This window comes from Mesorhizobium sp. M7A.F.Ca.CA.002.04.1.1 (genome assembly GCF_004022805.1).
Lineage (GTDB): Bacteria > Pseudomonadota > Alphaproteobacteria > Rhizobiales > Rhizobiaceae > Mesorhizobium > Mesorhizobium ciceri.
This window is the reverse complement of sequence record NZ_RZPL01000044.1, coordinates 1-15,554: the sequence shown is the minus strand read 5'-3', so window position 1 is coordinate 15,554 and position 15,554 is coordinate 1. Positions and strand designations below refer to the sequence as shown.

General features: G+C 62.6%; 15 protein-coding genes. 7 read left to right on the top strand and 8 right to left on the bottom strand.

The features are described 5' to 3' along the window. Window positions 1-42 precede the first annotated feature (42 nt). Window positions 43-720: an MIP family channel protein gene (locus ENZ75_RS04275; RefSeq protein WP_013530368.1), complete on the bottom strand. Its 678-nt coding sequence runs from the start codon at window positions 718-720 to the stop codon at window positions 43-45. 181 nt (window positions 721-901) lie between these two features. Between ENZ75_RS04275 and ENZ75_RS04270 the strand changes: the two genes are divergently transcribed. The 7 genes from ENZ75_RS04270 to ENZ75_RS04235 all read left to right on the top strand — a co-directional run bounded on the left by ENZ75_RS04270 (window position 902) and on the right by ENZ75_RS04235 (window position 7,096). Next, window positions 902-2,191 carry an RsmB/NOP family class I SAM-dependent RNA methyltransferase gene (locus tag ENZ75_RS04270; protein ID WP_063170136.1) on the top strand — a complete coding sequence of 430 codons (1,290 nt, stop codon included), beginning with the start codon at window positions 902-904 and terminating at the stop codon, window positions 2,189-2,191. Between the two features lie 140 nt (window positions 2,192-2,331). After that, entirely contained in the window at window positions 2,332-2,790 is a 459-nt protein-coding gene (locus ENZ75_RS04260) for a PaaI family thioesterase (RefSeq protein ID WP_013530371.1), read from the top strand. Between the two features lie 141 nt (window positions 2,791-2,931). Then, a complete protein-coding gene (locus ENZ75_RS04255) occupies window positions 2,932-3,600 on the top strand; it encodes a 5'-methylthioadenosine/S-adenosylhomocysteine nucleosidase (RefSeq protein WP_013530372.1) in 669 nt (222 codons plus the stop codon). 48 nt (window positions 3,601-3,648) lie between these two features. Beyond that, on the top strand, window positions 3,649-5,211 hold the full coding sequence (gene guaA / locus ENZ75_RS04250; protein WP_063170137.1) for a glutamine-hydrolyzing GMP synthase: 1,563 nt from the start codon (window positions 3,649-3,651) through the stop codon (window positions 5,209-5,211). Between the two features lie 322 nt (window positions 5,212-5,533). Next, window positions 5,534-5,737: a CsbD family protein gene (locus tag ENZ75_RS04245; protein WP_013533227.1), complete on the top strand. Its 204-nt coding sequence runs from the start codon at window positions 5,534-5,536 to the stop codon at window positions 5,735-5,737. Between the two features lie 539 nt (window positions 5,738-6,276). Next, window positions 6,277-6,600 carry a hypothetical protein gene (locus ENZ75_RS04240; RefSeq protein ID WP_013533226.1) on the top strand — a complete coding sequence of 108 codons (324 nt, stop codon included), beginning with the start codon at window positions 6,277-6,279 and terminating at the stop codon, window positions 6,598-6,600. A 70-nt stretch (window positions 6,601-6,670) separates the two neighbouring features. Continuing rightward, window positions 6,671-7,096 (top strand): c-type cytochrome, encoded by a 426-nt coding sequence (locus tag ENZ75_RS04235; RefSeq protein ID WP_063170138.1) that lies wholly within the window; start codon window positions 6,671-6,673, stop codon window positions 7,094-7,096. Here the strand turns inward: ENZ75_RS04235 and ENZ75_RS04230 are convergent. From ENZ75_RS04230 to ENZ75_RS04200, 7 genes are all read right to left on the bottom strand, one after another. Further along, window positions 7,068-8,438, bottom strand: coding sequence for a c-type cytochrome (locus ENZ75_RS04230; protein ID WP_082826728.1), 1,371 nt, complete (start codon window positions 8,436-8,438; stop codon window positions 7,068-7,070). The two genes, ENZ75_RS04235 and ENZ75_RS04230, sit on opposite strands and share 29 nt — an antisense overlap. Before the next feature lie 101 nt (window positions 8,439-8,539). Continuing rightward, on the bottom strand, window positions 8,540-8,881 hold the full coding sequence (locus ENZ75_RS04225; RefSeq protein ID WP_063170140.1) for a hypothetical protein: 342 nt from the start codon (window positions 8,879-8,881) through the stop codon (window positions 8,540-8,542). A 1-nt stretch (window position 8,882) separates the two neighbouring features. After that, window positions 8,883-9,485: a cytochrome c oxidase subunit 3 gene (locus ENZ75_RS04220; RefSeq protein WP_013533222.1), complete on the bottom strand. Its 603-nt coding sequence runs from the start codon at window positions 9,483-9,485 to the stop codon at window positions 8,883-8,885. Then, window positions 9,482-11,422, bottom strand: a complete 1,941-nt coding sequence (gene ctaD, locus ENZ75_RS04215; protein WP_063170141.1) for a cytochrome c oxidase subunit I — start codon at window positions 11,420-11,422, stop codon at window positions 9,482-9,484. Before ctaD ends, ENZ75_RS04220 begins: the two co-directional genes overlap by 4 nt. Then, on the bottom strand, window positions 11,419-12,390 hold the full coding sequence (gene coxB / locus ENZ75_RS04210) for a cytochrome c oxidase subunit II (protein ID WP_337122686.1): 972 nt from the start codon (window positions 12,388-12,390) through the stop codon (window positions 11,419-11,421). Before coxB ends, ctaD begins: the two co-directional genes overlap by 4 nt. 257 nt (window positions 12,391-12,647) lie before the next feature. Then, the gene (locus tag ENZ75_RS04205) at window positions 12,648-13,529 is read right to left on the bottom strand and encodes a cytochrome c oxidase assembly protein (protein WP_063170471.1); all 882 of its coding nucleotides are present in this window, start codon (window positions 13,527-13,529) and stop codon (window positions 12,648-12,650) included. A 94-nt stretch (window positions 13,530-13,623) separates the two neighbouring features. Then, window positions 13,624-15,378, bottom strand: a complete 1,755-nt coding sequence (locus ENZ75_RS04200; protein WP_063170143.1) for a thiamine pyrophosphate-dependent enzyme — start codon at window positions 15,376-15,378, stop codon at window positions 13,624-13,626. Window positions 15,379-15,554 lie beyond the last annotated feature (176 nt).

The following is a 15,554-nucleotide window of genomic DNA, read 5'->3' as shown; positions in this document are numbered from 1 at the left end:
GGCCATGGCCCGCGCCTTCGCATATTCAGCCTTCCAAAGAGCTCAGTCCTTCTCGAAGATGCGCGCCTTGGCGACGACGCCGGCAATGGCGCCGCCGATCAACGGTGCCACGATGAACAGCCAGAGCTGGCCGATCGCCGCAGTTCCCGAAAACAGCGCCGGACCGATCGAGCGGGCCGGGTTGAGCGACGTGCCGGTCACCGGGATGATGGCGAAGTGCAGCCCTGCCAGCGTCAGGCCGATGACCAGTCCGGCGAACGCCGTCGAGTGCTTTTCGGCCGTGACGCCAAGGATCACGGTGACGAAGGTGAAGGTGCCGATCACTTCCCACAGGAAGGCCGAACTGACACCCCATTTCGTCACATCCCAGCCATTGGCGCCGAAGCCGGTGGTGTGTCCGCCAACCTGGCCGGAGACGATGATCCACAACGCCAGTGAAGCAAGGACGCCGCCGATGACCTGCGCGATCCAGTAGGGGATGACGTCCTTGGCCGGCAGGCGGCCGGCAAGGAAGACGCCGAGCGTCACCGCCGGGTTGAGATGCGCGCCCGAAATGGGGCCGATCGCATAGGCCGCGGCGATGAGGCCGATGCCGAACGCCAGACCGATCCCTTCCTGGCCAAGCGGCAGCGCGCCGCCGAAGCCGCCCGTCACCACAGAAGCCGTACCGATGAACACCAATAGAAATGTGCCTAGAACTTCCGCCAGATAAGTCTTCATTGCCCTCTCCTCGTGTCGATCCGCCGGTTCACCTTTTCGCGCCGCGAATCACAATCGGAAGAGTATTCGCAACCAGAAAAGTTGGAAAGCAGAGCGGTTGTGCCGGCCGACCTGCTTGTGCGCGCCGGTTGCGCGCTCTAGAGCAGGGCCGGAATAATTTTCTGCGTGACGGAACAAGACAATGCGACTGGGCGGAAGGCTGGCTGCGGCCATCGAAGTGCTGGAAGACATCGGCCGGCGCCACCGGCCGGTGGCGGACGCGCTGAAGGATTGGGGCCTGTCGCATCGCTTCGCCGGCGGCGGCGACCGTGCGGCCATCGGCAACATCGTCTATGACGCCTTGCGCCACAAGCGTTCCGCGGGCTGGCTGCTGGGGCAGGACACGCCGCGCGCCATTGGCTTCGGCGCCCTGCTGCTCGAATGGGGGCAGACGGCCCAGTCGCTCAACGAGGCGCTGGATGGTGACAAGTTCGCACCGCCGCTGCTGACCGCCGCCGAGCTTCAGGCCATCGCCGACGGTCGGCTCGCCGATGCGCCGGACGCGGTGCGGGCGGATGTTCCCGACTGGTGCGCGCCGCTTTTCGAGCGAGCCTTCGGCCCGAGCTGGGCCGACGAGGGCGCCGCGCTGGCAACGCGCCCGCCGCTCGACCTCAGGGTCAACACCTTGCAGGCCAACCGCGACAAGGTGCTGGCCGAACTGACGGGAACCGGCGCCAAACCCGCGGCAATCGCCCCGCACGGCATCCGCATTCCACCGATCGACGGCGATGGCCGGCACCCGAATGTGCAGGCCGAACCGGCCTTCCAGAAGGGTTGGTTCGAGGTCCAGGACGAAGGCTCGCAGATCGCGGCCGCCCTTGCCGGGGCCGAAGCCGGCATGCAGGTGCTGGATTTCTGCGCCGGCGCCGGCGGCAAGACGCTGGCACTGTCGGCTTCGATGGAAAATCGTGGCCAGATCTTTGCCCATGATGCGGAGAAAGCACGGCTGGCGCCGATCTTCGACCGCATCCGTCGTTCGGAAAACCGCAATGTGCAGGTGGTCACCAAGCCCACGGAACTCGCGCCGCTCGGCAACCACATGGACATCGTGCTGGTCGACGCGCCCTGCACCGGCAGCGGCACCTGGCGGCGCCGCCCCGACGCCAAATGGCGGCTGACGCAGAGGCAGCTCGATACCCGCAAGGGCGAACAGTCGGCGATCCTCGATGCGGCCAAAGCCTATGTCAAACCGGGCGGCCTGCTGGTCTACATCACCTGCTCGGTGTTTGATGAGGAGAATGGCGAGCAGATCGCGGCCTTTCGGGACCGTAACAGCGGCTTTGTTCCCGTCGACCACCGCCAGCTCTGGGACAGCCGTTTTCCCGGCCATCCGGCAGCCGCGCGCATCGGCGCCAAAGGCGACATCTCGCTGTCGCCGGCGCTGAGCGGCACCGACGGGTTTTACTTCTGTGCGTTGCGCAGGTCGGCCTGAATCCGATCGGATGTCGCCAATTCCTGACGGATGCGTGGCGCCAGCAGGCAGGCCAGGTCGATTGTGCAGTGCAGCAAAAGCATTTGCCTGCCGTCCATGCCTCTGCAATAAGCTTATCCGCATAAAGGAAGGCAGCGGCCATGGCAGCAAAGATCGTACCCGCCCCGGACTATGAGGATCGCGTCAGGACCTCCTTCGCACGCCAGAAGGCGATGGCCACGATCGGCGCCGAACTGACGCTGGTGACGCCCGGCATCATCGAGATCGAGATGCCCTATTCGGCGGCACTCACCCAGCAGCACGGCTTCCTCCATGCCGGCGTCATTTCGACCGCGCTGGACTCGGCCTGCGGCTATGCCGCTTTTTCGCTGATGCCGGAAAATTCCGGCGTGCTGACCATCGAGTTCAAGGTCAACCTGCTGGCGCCGGGCAGGGGCGAGCGCTTCCTGTTCCGCGGCTCGGTGACCAAGCCAGGCCGCACCATCATCGTCGCCGACGGCCAGGCCTACGCCTTTGCCGCCGACGGCGAGGCCAAGCTGATCGCCACCATGACCGGAACGATGATGACGGTGGTCGGGCGTGATGGGATAGAAGGGTGAGTGGCCGGTTCGCCGCAGGCGAATTCATCGTGCCGGTGGCACGATGAAAGGCCACGGACGCCGGGAGCTGCCGGAGGCAGCGGGTCCCGGCGAGCGGCGGCGCAGATAAGCAGGTGATCGGGCGGAGAGGAGCAAATCATCATGACCGATAAAATTCGCCGCCTGTCGGGCAAGGACGTCCTCTTCGTCATGGCGGCGCAGGCCGAATACGGTCCGCATCTCAAGCAGCTGTTCACGCCATTGATGACAGGTGTCGGTCCGGTCGAGGCCGGCGTCAGGCTAGGCGCTGAACTCTCCTGGCTGAAGTCGCAAAAAACCCTGCCCGACCTCGTCGTGTCGCTCGGCTCAGCCGGCAGCCGGACGCTGGAGCAGACGGGAATCTACCAGGCGGTTTCGGTCAGCTACCGTGACATCGACGCTTCGCCGCTCGGCTTCGAGAAGGGTGCCACACCCTTCCTCGACCTGCCGGTGACCGTGCCATTGCCCTTCAAGATACCTGATATCAAGCAGGCGACGCTATCGACCGGCGGCGCGATCATCACCGGTGCGGCCTATGATGCTGTTAACGCCGACATGGTCGACATGGAGACCTTCGCCTGCCTGCGCGCCTGCCAGTTGTTCGACATTCCGCTGATCGGGCTGCGCGGCATTTCCGACGGGGCGGCGGATCTCAGGCATGTCGGCGACTGGACCGAATATCTTGAAGTCATCGATGAGAAGCTGGCGGAGGCCGTCATGCGGCTCGAACAGGCCATCGGTTCGGGCACGCTTCTGAAAGATTCGCCGCATGAAGACGCCAGACCGCTCTGAAACTCGCAACCCATTGCGTCGACTCATTTCTTTCTCTAAACGCTCGCCATGAAAACAGCCAATCATCCCGATACCGTCCTGATTGTCGATTTCGGCAGCCAGTTCACCCAGCTCATCGCCCGCCGCATCCGCGAGGCCGGCGTGTTTTCCGAGATCGTGCCGTTCCAGTCGGCCGAAGCGGCATTCAAGCGCATCAATCCGAAAGCCGTGATCCTGTCCGGCGGCCCGGCTTCGACCGGCGATATCGGCAGTCCGCGCGCGCCGCAGATCGTCTTCGACGCCGGCGTGCCGGTGCTCGGCATCTGTTACGGCCAGATGGCCATGTGCGTGCAGATGGGCGGCGTCGCCGAAAGCTCCGACCATCGCGAATTCGGCCGCGCCTTCGTCGAGATCCAGAAGGACAGCCCGCTGTTTGAGGGCCTGTGGGCGCCCGGCCAGCGCCACCAGGTGTGGATGAGCCATGGCGACCGCGTCATCTCCTTGCCCACCGGCTTCGAGGTGTTCGGCAAATCGGAGGGCTCGCCCTTCGCCATCTTCGGCAACATCGAGCGCAAGATGTACGGCATCATGTTCCACCCCGAGGTGGTGCATACGCCCGACGGTGCCCGGCTGCTCAGGAACTTCGTCCACAACATCGCCGGCATCGAGGGCGACTGGACCATGCGCGCCTACCGCGAGCACGCGGTCGAGGCGATCCGCAAGCAGGTCGGCAAGGGCAAGGTCATCTGCGCGCTGTCGGGCGGCGTCGATTCCTCCGTTGCCGCGCTGTTGATCCACGAAGCGGTCGGCGACCAGCTGACCTGCATCCTTGTCGACCACGGCCTGATGCGCAAGGACGAGGCCGCGGGCGTGGTGGCGATGTTCCGTGAGCACTACAATTTGCCGCTCATTCTGGTCAACGCGTCGGACCGTTTCATCGACGCCCTCGAGGGCGAGTCGGATCCGGAGAAAAAACGCAAGACCATAGGCCGGCTGTTCATCGAGGTGTTCGAGGAAGAGGCCAAGAAACTCGGCGGCGCCGAATTCCTGGCGCAAGGCACGCTCTATCCCGACGTGATCGAAAGTGTCTCCTTCACCGGCGGCCCGTCGGTGACGATCAAGTCGCACCACAATGTCGGCGGCCTGCCGGCGCGCATGAACATGCAGCTGGTCGAGCCGCTGCGCGAGCTGTTCAAGGACGAGGTCAGGGCGCTGGGCAAGGAGCTTGGCCTGCCCGAGAGTTTCATCGGACGCCATCCATTCCCCGGCCCGGGCCTCGCCATCCGCTGCCCCGGCGGCATCACCCGCGAAAAGCTGGAGATCCTGCGCGAAGCCGACGCCATCTATCTTGACGAGATCCGCAAAGCCGGCCTCTACGATGCCATCTGGCAGGCATTCGCCGTGCTGCTGCCGGTGCAGACGGTCGGCGTGATGGGCGACGGCCGCACCTACGAGTTCGTCTGCGCGCTGCGCGCCGTCACCTCGGTCGACGGCATGACGGCGGATTTCTACCACTACGACATGGCCTTCCTGGGGGCTGCTGCCACCCGCATCATCAACGAAGTCCGCGGCATCAACCGCGTCGTCTACGACGTGACGTCGAAGCCGCCTGGAACAATCGAGTGGGAGTAGGGGGATTAGGCGGCGATGGTGTGTTGTCGCCTCCGCTGGAGTTAGCGCTGATTGCCTGACAGCACTCAAACGTGATCGGGCACGAATGTAAAGCATCGTCGGAGCCGTTTAGAGCCTTGGCATATGACGTGCAATACGCGGGTTTGAGCGAGCGACGATGGCTCGGCTGAAAGTTGGCTCGAACGTACTTTGCGGACCGCAAGGGGCGATAACTTCTGGCAACCGATTCGGCATCGGGCAGCGCGTTGGCTGTTTCCAGGAACATCCTTGACTGGATTGCGTTTCCTATTCCGGACCTTTCCAAAACAGGGAGAACGGTGTCATGGACTGGAACCGCGTGGAAGGAAACTGGAAACAGGTGAAAGGCAAGGTCAAGGAGCAGTGGGGCAAACTCACCGATGATGACCTTGACCGCATCGCCGGCAAGCGCGATCAACTCGAAGGCAAGATCCAGGAGCGTTACGGCATCGAAAAGGACCGCGTGCGGCGCGATGTCGACGATTGGTACGGGCGGCAGGGTTGGTAGGCATGTGAGCCCCGGCTGTGGCCATTCCAGGACGCGGCCCAACAGTCCGGCAGGACCATGCGGGCGCTGAGCCTTGTCGTCGGTTGAGTTTTGCAGCAAGGATTTCGTACTGTGGCTGAAAATATCTCTCGCAAGCAGGAGCAACGGGGGACAAGAAGAATTGTCACGTGGGCGATCGCAGTTATCGCCGTGATTTTTCTTGCTCTACTGGCTATATTCGTGTTCGGCCCGTTGCTATGACTTTCATGGCGATGATTGAGCTGTCTCCGATCCGGGGATGATCGGGCACTGGTCGGGGACGCGGGCAGCGGCCACCAGTGAGCAACTATGCTTCAGGCGAGGGCATGCGGCCAGCGCTGCTTCCGCGGCCGGACGACGCCAAGGCGGCGCACCTATATCGACCGCCGTCGCGCGGCTAGCCCGTCTGCAGTGCCGGCACAAAAACCTGTTTCACAAGAATTTTGCTGAACACGATTTCGCCGGGAACATATCAGGAAAGGATTGGTTTGGTGGCGGTACACCCAACCAGGAGATCCACCATGATCGTCAAACTTCTGTCCGCCGCTGTGCTCGCGCTCACATTGGCCACATCGGCAGTGGCACAGTCGAACAGTTCCGGCTCCAACAGCGGTTCGGGCTCGAACGACGGCACCGGGGCTACGTCTGGAAATACCGGCGGCAACAGCGGCACCGGCTCTGGAACATCCGTGAATCCTTCCGATCCGAGCACTACAAATTCGACAAATTCCACAACGAAATCAGGTGGCATGACTGACCGCTGCAAAGATTCGGCAGGCAACGACATCGACAACAACACCGCGACCGGCACGACAACATCGAATGTGCAGAACTGTAATAAATGACCCGGCTCCTCAATCCGTTGCCGGACCAGTGCTTCGGCAGCGCATTGAGCGCTGAGAGCGGTAAGCGCAGATGAACCGGCAGGCCGCCAAGCAAGCGCCGCCCCAATTCTGGTGGTTGGCAGGAGCATCGGCGGCTGTCGTCATCGGTTTTGCCGTCTTCGCCAGCGGATCGGTTCGCAGCAACAGTCTGCGAGAAACCACGCTTGTGCAGGCGATCGGCGGCGACCCTCAACGAGCCATCCCGGCCATGATCCGCAACGGCTGTGGCGGATGTCACGAAATCCCGGGGGTGCCCGGCGCCCGTGGTACCGTCGGTCCCTCCCTGCGGGGCGTCGTCGAAAGAGGATATATCGGGGCATCGCGAGCCAGCCCGGATGCGATGATGCGCTGGATCAGCAGAGCGCGGGACGTAGACCCGAACACGGCCATGCCCAATACAAATCTGTCGCCTCAAGAGGCGCGCGACATCACCGCCTATCTCTATGCGCGGACATGAGGCGCACTGAACTGGTCCGACGGCGCAGGCGCCTTGCCAGCAGAAGCAGCAGCCCAAGCATCAACACGGCGGCGCACGCCACAAGTGATTGAGCCGCCAGAACCATGATTGTCTGGCCTGTTGTCGAGCCGGCCCGCATCTGGCGTATATCGGCCGCGGTAACGCTGACGTCGGGATTTCCGAACCGAGCGGTGACGTAATTTGCAAGGGCTGCCACCTGGCCATCGTCCAGCCAGCCGCCGAAGGCCGCCATCGACTTACGCCCCGCCACGTCGCCAGCTTTGACGCCTTCAAGGATGGTCATGGCGACATCCTCGGGTGTGGCCGCGCCGGGGGTGCTGTTGCGGGTCAAGGACGGATAGGATCCGTCTGACGATCCGCCTCCGTTCGCCCCATGGCATGTCGAACAGAGCGATCGATAGAGATCATCGCCGGCTGCGGTCCCGCTGCCTTGCGTCATCCCTTCGGTTCCAGCATCGCCGTCGGCCGTGGCCGCGTTACCCCATGAGAAACGCGGCTGCTTTTCGTCTCCCGATTGGGCGGGCACGTCCCTGAGATAAGCGACGATGGCCTGGATATCGTCATCGGAAAGATGTTGCAGGCTGTTCATGACCGTTTCCGCCATCGGCCCGCCCGCATAAGCCTTCCCGGGAACGGCGCCGGTTTTGAGAAATCGAGACAGCTCTTCGTTGCTCCAGTCGCCGACGCCTGCGATCTTGTCGCTGGTAATGTTGAAGGCCTGCCAGATGCCGGCGGTGCCGCCGGCAAGCTTGTGGTCTTCATCCATGCCGAACGTTGCATTCCTTGGCGTGTGGCAGGCACCGCAGTGGCCGAGCACCTCGACCAGGTAGGCTCCCCTGTTCCATGCGGCGGTCCGGTTCCGATCGGGCGTGAAACTGCCGGTATGCAGGTTCGCGAGCTTCCACAGCGCAACTGTCCAGCGCTGGTTGAATGGAAAAGGCAGGATGTTTCGCGGCTGCGGCTGCGAGATCGGCGGCTGCGCCAGGAGGTAGGTCCGGATCGCAAGCACGTCCTCGCGGCTCATCGCGGCGAAGCTGTCATAGGGCATGGCGGGATAGAGATCGGCTCCATCGCGCCTGATACCTTTCCGCACGGCCCGCACGAACTCGTCCGCGGAGTAGCGTCCAATGCCCGTGTCAGGATCAGGTGTGATGTTGGTCGAGTATACGTCGCCGAAGGGTGTCGGCACGCGATAGCCTCCAGCGAACGGGCGGCTCGGATTGGACGTGTGGCAGCCGATGCAGTCGGCCGCTCGGGTAAGGTATTCACCCTTCTGGATTTCGCTCGCCCGCAGCTCAGTGCAAAGCGGCAACGATGCCAAGACGAGCGCGACCGCCCGGGAGGTGACGGCCGGGAATGGAATGCCCGCGGCAGGCCAAGGCGGGCACCGGCGGACGGCCAATCTCCGGGTCTTTGACCTCGTCACAGTTCGCACCCGCTGAAGATCAGCCCTGCCATCAGCTGCGCCAGCAAGATGAGCGTGAACAGCGCCCCGATGCCCACGGAAGTCCTTGCAAGGAATGCGCGCGTGCGCGCCTTCCGGGGCGGAACCGTACCATGTCCGCGGTCATGAACGGCGTGCCACGACAGCAGCGCGCCTGCCAGGGCGACCGCGGCGCCTATCAACGAGAACAAGGCAGTGGGACGAAAGCCGGCATGGCATTGCCAGGATGCAATCGAATAATCGAGCTGCAGCGTTATTGCCCACGCAACTGGTCCGCTGACCAGGCCTGCCCAGGAAACGCCGGTACGGATCGCCTGCATCTCACATCCTCGGAGCCCAATAGATAACAAGATAGAGCACGACCCATGAGACGACGACGAAGTCCCAGTAGAAGGCGTTGTCCGAGACGTCGCTGAAGCGGCGGCCTGCCTTGCCTTTTTGCGTGAACATGAGAACCGCCAGGACGATCGTGTCGCCGACATCGGTAAGGAGATGCGTCGTATGCAGCCCGAGCAGGAACCAGACGATCGATCCGTAAGCGTTCTGATCCCAGGAAATCCGCAGAGCCGGAAATTCCCAGATGCGAACGATCAGCGGAAGAATGCCGACGATCGACATGACGACCATGCCAAGGCGAACTTTCGCCAGGTCCTGGCGACGTGCCCAAACCTCGATCATGTGGTTGGGCACGACGCTCGCAACCAGAATAACCAGTACTGCCGTCCCCGGCAGCAGATCTGGCGCAGGGGCCCCAATGGGCCAATGCCGGGCCAGCACGGCCAGATAGAAGTAAGTGCCTATCGCCAAGGCAAAACCGGTTGCCTCGAGGGCAATGAAGGCAAGGGTTCCCCACCACATCGGGCTCGCTGACCCGAAATCGTATGTGGGCAGGTGACTGACGTCGGCGACGGGGCGGTGCCTCATTCCTCGTCCTCCGGTTCGCCTTTCGGCCAGAACCAGCAGATAAAGCCGATCGAAACCGGGATCGCTCCCCAGACCACCGCCCACGGCGTGTATATCGAACCGAGAAATGCGCCGCCGACTGCGATGGCCGACAGCAACGGCCAGATCGAGTTGTCAGCCGATGGTACCCTTACTTGCGGCATCGCATCGGCGACCGTACCGGCGAGCACCTCGCGGGCGTCGACACGCAGACCTTCGACCACTGGGAGCACATCGGGCTCGGCCCAAAGCGGTTCGCGGTGAGTTACCACGGGCAGCCGCGAAAAATCGTAGGAGGGCGGCGGCGACGTCGTCGCCCATTCGAGCGTGCTCGCGCCCCAGGGATTGTCTCCTGCAATGCGGCCGTTGCGGAGGCTGAGAAAGAGATTCAGGAAGAAAAGCGCGAAGCCCGCGAACACCACCAGCGAAGAGAGGCTGATGAAGAGGTTCATCTCGCCCCAGCCGCTCGCCGGCGGATACGTATAAACGCGGCGCGGCATGCCTTGCAGACCGAGAATATGCATGGGGAAGAAGGTGAGATTGAACCCGAGGAAGACCAGCCAGAAATTCCAGCGGCCGAGCCTCTCGGACAGCATGCGTCCGGTGATCTTGGGAAACCAGTAATAAACGGCGCCGAGCAGGGGGAAGACGGCGCCCCCGACCAGCACATAATGGAAATGGGCAACCACGAAATAGGTGTCGTGCACCTGCAGGTCGAGCGGCACCGAGGCGACCATGACGCCGGTCAGGCCGCCGATCACAAAGGTGAAGATGAAGCCGAGAACGAAAAGCATGGGCGTGGCGAAGATCGGCCGGCCGCCCCAGATCGTCGCAATCCAGCAGAAGATCTGAACGCCGCTCGGAATGGCGATCATCATCGAGGAAGCGGTGAAGAAGCTCTCGCCGAGTTGCGGCAGGCCGGTAGCGAACATGTGGTGCACCCACAGGCCGAAGGAAAGAAAACCGATCGCGATCAACGACAGCACGATCCCGAGATAGCCGAACACCGGGCGGCGAACGAAGGTCGGCAGGATCGCGGAAACGAAGCCGGTCGCCGGAATGAAGATGATATAGACCTCGGGATGGCCGAAGAACCAGAACAGATGCTGCCACAGCAGTGCATCGCCGCCTGCTACGGGGTCGAAAAATTTTGTGCCGACCAGGCGGTCGAGGATCAGCATTGTGCTCGAGACCATCACGGCCGGCATGGCGAACAGGATGACGAAAGCCGTAACGAGGACGGACCAGACATAGAGCGGGATGCGGTCGAGCGACATGCCGGGGGCACGTTGTTTGAAAACTGTCGCGATGATCTCGACCGCTACCGCGAGGGCGGACACTTCGGTGTAGGTCACCATCTGCGCCCAGAAATCGGGGCGCTTGCCGACGCCATATTCGGGTCCGGCGAGCGGCACATAGGAAAACCAGCCGGCATCCGCACCGGTTTCGAAGGCGAAGGCGATCCAGATCATCAGCCCGCCGGAAAGATAGACCCAGTAGCTGAATGCATTGAGCCGCGGAAAGGCGACATTGCGAGTGCCGATCATCAGCGGCACCAGGTAAATGGCGAAAGCTTCCATCACCGGCACGGCAAACAGAAACATCATCGTCGTGCCGTGCATGGTGAACAGCTGGTTGTAGAGATCGGGACCGATATGGCCGGCCTCAGGCTGGGCAAGCTGGAAGCGCATGGCGAGCGCTGACAGACCCGCAAGGATGAGAAACAGGAAAGCCGTCACGATATAGCGCCGTCCGATCAGCTTGTGATCGACCGTGACCAGCCAGCCGTAGAAGCCTTTCGGCGTTCGCCAGGCATGCGCCAGAAAGGCGCGCAGTCTCACCTCTTCGAGACCGGTGTCACGGATGCCTTTCAGGGCCTCCTGAGTGTGCTCGGCCGGCTTTCCCGCAAGGCCACTCATTCGAGGCTTCCGAGATAGGTGACGACCGCGTTGAGATCGTCGGCGCTAAGGGCAATGCGCGGCATCTTGGCGCCGGGCTTTATCGACTGTGGATCGGCGATCCAGGCGGCGAGCGCGCCAGGGGTCATGGCGAGCGTATCCGCGGCCAGTGCGCGTCGGCTGGCGAGATGAGTTAGGTCAGGTCCCACCGTTCCGCTGGCAGGCGTGCCTCTTATCGTGTGGCAGAGCGCACAGCCGGTGGACAGAAATGCCTGTTGGCCGCGGCGCTCTTCGTCGCCGCCAGGCGCGGATGCGACGGCGTTTTGCCTGGATTGCCATGCTTCGAACGCTTCGCGGCTTTCCGCGATGACGGTGATGGCCATATGGGCGTGCTGATAGCCGCAGAATTCGGCACACTGGCCACGATAGATGCCGGGCTTATCGGCGACGAGTGTGAGCTCACTCGGCCGGCCCGGAATGAGATCGCGCTTGCCGGCAAGGTTCGGCACCCAGAAGCTATGAATGACATCGAGCGAATCGAGTTCGACCTTGACCGGTTCGCCAACCGGGACATGGATTTCATTTGCCGTGACGATCGATTGGGACCGATCATCTCCGGGATACCGGACCTCCCACCACCATTGGTGCCCGGTGATGCGCACGGCAAGCGTTTCCGTTCCACTCAGCGAAGCAATGGATTTGCCGGCGAAAAAACTCGCTATCGTCATCATGACGAGCACCAGAACGGTCAACGCAATGGCGCTGCCGACAGCGCGGGTAAATCGGCGCTCCTGACGAGAATCGATCTCGAGCGGCGAGCGCGTTGTCTCGGACAGGCGACGACGCAAAAGCGCTGCCGCCAGGATCAACATGACAAGCAGCCACGTGGCCACTGCGATTGCGCTGAAAGACCAGATCAGATCAAGGATTCTCCGGGCATTCGCACCGTGTGCATGGAGGGCCGATTGCTTGTCGCCGCATCCTGCCAAGGCCAATATCGGCGCTGCGCTGATCGCCCTCAAACGCCGTTGCGCGGCCGTTCCCTGAACGGTGCCAGGCAAGATTTGCCTAGGACATGTGGGGGCAAGCGACATTCGCGGTCGTGTCAGCCTGCGAGAGCTGGCCAACGGACTCATGCACCTCGCCATGAAGGATCCACCATCGTTGCCAAGGCCATAACGCGGCTGACTGAAAAAGGATGCTTGGCAACACCCCCCGGCTGAAAACCGACGCGAAGCGGTGCGGGTTAGACGATGCGCAACTGCTGGAAAGCCTGTTGCCGCGGACTGCTCGTTTGAATCCAGAAAGCGACCAGGAGCAGTGCGGCTCCGCCATAGATCAGGCCGGCGGGAATCCACATGATCAAGCCTGCAAGTTGCTGGTCCTCGAGCGGGTTGAGCCCCCATAAATCCGAGCCGATCGCATTATCCGGATACCACAGCCTGGGCGAGACGACGAGCAACACCCCGAGCAGCCCGGTGTGGAGGGAGGTGAAGAAAAGATGCATCACGGCATTGCCGCAAGCCTGCTCGCGGCCAAGGCGAGGCAGCAGCACCCACCAGAACAAAAGCCCGCTACCGAGGAAACTCGCGTGCTGGGCATAGTGCAGGAAGCCCTGCTGGAGGGCAGCCTCGAACAGCGCCGGGACATGCCAGATCCATATCGCGGCTCCGTGCAGGACGGTCGCGACCACAGGACGGCTGATGAACGCCCAGACCGCCCGAAGCGCATTTGCATGTCCAGCCACTCCGAATATCTGGCGCAGCTGTACCGGCAGGGCCCACATCATCGCCGCCGTCGGGCGGGAGGCAACCAGCAGAGGCGCTGCGACCGCCATCAGCAATTCGTGCTCGATCATGTGCGCCGCAAACACATGTTCGCTCAATGCATGGATCGGGCTTACAAAGGCGAACGCCAGGACGGACCAGCCGGCAGCAAACAGCAAGGCCTGCCGCGATCGCAAGCGACGTCCACGTCCGCTCCGTCGCCACAGCCGGCCAGCGCCGGCAACATACAGCAAAAGGATTGCCGCCAGTGGCAATGTGATGGGTAGCGCCAGAGTCCAACCAGCCTGCGGAGCGCCGTTGCCATAGCAAATCGAGGTCGAAAAGAGCGCGTCGAAGCTCATGATCCGCATCCGTCACCCGGAAGAGCGCGGGTTCATCTGGAAAGATTCAGAATGAAGCCACTGAGGCGCGCTGTTCCACCTCCCTGCGCCGCCTCTAGGCATCCATCATCGATTTCGCCGGCTCACGGGCGATATTTTCTTCTATGCGTTCGTGTCCCGGCGTCCGCGGCAGGGCCTGGCGGAAGTTCTTGGCGTAGTCTGCCGGCATTTTGGGCGGCATCAGCGGCTCATAGGCATCTACCAGCGCTTCGATCACGACAGGGCCTTGCGTGGCGAAAGCCTGGTCGAGAACCGTCTCGATCTGATCGGCCCGCTCGATGCGAAAACCCTTTGCGCCCATTGCTTCTGCCGCCTTGGCAAAATCGATCGGCTGCAATTCGCAACCGAATTGCGGGTTGCCCAGAAACATCATCTGCTCCCAGGCGATCTGATTGAGCATGTTGTTCTTGATCACCAGAACCTTGAGCGGGATCTTGTAGCGCACCGCCGTCGAGAATTCGCCGAGCTGCATGGCAAAGCCGCCATCGCCGACGATGGCGGCAATCGGTCGACCGGGAAACGCTATGCCGGCAGCGATGGCGTAGGCCAGACCGCAAGCCATCGACGCCAGCGATCCGGACACCCCAAATGCCTGGCCGCTGCGAAGATCGACATGGCGGGCGGCCAGCTCCGTATTCTGACCGGAATCCGTGGCCAGCACTGTGTCGTCCGCCAATCTTTGTCCGAACGCCCGGGCAATCGCTTGTGGCTTCAATGGTTGCGCCTGCATGTCTTCCGACTGCCGCATCATCTCGCGCCATTTTCTCATGGTCTCCTGGGAACGGCGCAGGAATTCATCGGAGGGCTTTTGCGTCAGGCGCTGGTTGAGCGCGCGCAATGTCTCGGCCGCGTCGCCGACGAGGCCGGCCTCGACCGGAAAGCGCAAGCCGATCCGTTGCGCATCGCAGTCGATCTGGACGCCACGGGCCTGTCCGGGCTGCGGGTAGTATTCGATGTAGGGGAAGGTCGAACCGACAATCAGCACCGCGTCACAGTTCTCCATCGCCTCTTGCGAAGCCAGGGTTCCAAGAATGCCGATCCCGCCGGTGGTGTAGGGATGGTCGTCCGGCAGCACCGCCTTGCCCAGCAAAGCCTTCGCGACAGGCGCCTGCAGCAGGCGCGCCGTGTGTTCGAGTTCGGCGGCCGCGCCGATGGCGCCGCGCCCGGCCAAGATCGCAACCCGCGAAGCGTCATTGAGAATGGCGGCGGCTTTGTCGAGCTCAACGTCCAGCGGTACGCTGTGACCGGCGAACATATCCTGCGGCGTGTGCGCCGGGCGATTGCGCTTGGAGCGCTTCGACGGATCACGCTCCTGCTCCTGGATGTCGCTGGCAATCGAAAGATGGGCGACGCCCTTGCGCGCCAGCGCCGTTCGGCAGGCAAGGCTGGCGACGTTTTCCATATGCGCGGCATCGGCAACATGGGCGTTATAAACGGAGACATCGTTGAACACGCGCGTCAGATCGACATCCTGTTGCGTGAACGTCTCGATCAGATCGTGGAACTGCATGCCCGTAATCGCCAGCACCGGAGCCTGGTCGAGCTTGGCGTCATAGAGGCCGGTCAGAAGATGTGTTCCGCCGGGGCCGGACGTCGCAAGGCACACGCCCAGCTTTCCTGTCCACTTGGCATATGCACATGCCATGAAGGCAGCCGACTCTTCATGCCGGACCTGAACGAAGGCAATTTTGTCGCGCCGCGTCCGCAACGCTTCCATGACCCCGTTTATGCCGTCTCCCGGCAAGCCGAACACCACCTCCACGTCCCAGGCGACGAGTGTGTCGATCAGAATTTCTGCTGCATTCGGCATGTCAGGGTAGCTCCGGGTGGATGGTGTCCGAACCGGTGAATCCCGAGTTGGTTCCTTCGTCGCAATAAATCGTGACAGGTTTCTGGGGCGATCTTCCTGGGGCGGTTTATTCGATCTGCTCGAACGTGCATTGCCGTGGCGCCTTGTCGGGGCGCCAGCGCAGCAGTTTGGTGCCA

Coding starts and splice junctions, on each gene's coding strand:
- ENZ75_RS04275 (WP_013530368.1), bottom strand. CDS start 720: ATGAAGACTTATCTGGCGGAAGTTCTAGGCACATTTCTATTGGTGTTC.
- ENZ75_RS04270 (WP_063170136.1), top strand. CDS start 902: ATGCGACTGGGCGGAAGGCTGGCTGCGGCCATCGAAGTGCTGGAAGAC.
- ENZ75_RS04260 (WP_013530371.1), top strand. CDS start 2,332: ATGGCAGCAAAGATCGTACCCGCCCCGGACTATGAGGATCGCGTCAGG.
- ENZ75_RS04255 (WP_013530372.1), top strand. CDS start 2,932: ATGACCGATAAAATTCGCCGCCTGTCGGGCAAGGACGTCCTCTTCGTC.
- guaA (WP_063170137.1), top strand. CDS start 3,649: ATGAAAACAGCCAATCATCCCGATACCGTCCTGATTGTCGATTTCGGC.
- ENZ75_RS04245 (WP_013533227.1), top strand. CDS start 5,534: ATGGACTGGAACCGCGTGGAAGGAAACTGGAAACAGGTGAAAGGCAAG.
- ENZ75_RS04240 (WP_013533226.1), top strand. CDS start 6,277: ATGATCGTCAAACTTCTGTCCGCCGCTGTGCTCGCGCTCACATTGGCC.
- ENZ75_RS04235 (WP_063170138.1), top strand. CDS start 6,671: ATGAACCGGCAGGCCGCCAAGCAAGCGCCGCCCCAATTCTGGTGGTTG.
- ENZ75_RS04225 (WP_063170140.1), bottom strand. CDS start 8,881: ATGCAGGCGATCCGTACCGGCGTTTCCTGGGCAGGCCTGGTCAGCGGA.
- ENZ75_RS04220 (WP_013533222.1), bottom strand. CDS start 9,485: ATGAGGCACCGCCCCGTCGCCGACGTCAGTCACCTGCCCACATACGAT.
- ctaD (WP_063170141.1), bottom strand. CDS start 11,422: ATGAGTGGCCTTGCGGGAAAGCCGGCCGAGCACACTCAGGAGGCCCTG.
- ENZ75_RS04205 (WP_063170471.1), bottom strand. CDS start 13,529: ATGAGCTTCGACGCGCTCTTTTCGACCTCGATTTGCTATGGCAACGGC.
- ENZ75_RS04200 (WP_063170143.1), bottom strand. CDS start 15,378: ATGCCGAATGCAGCAGAAATTCTGATCGACACACTCGTCGCCTGGGAC.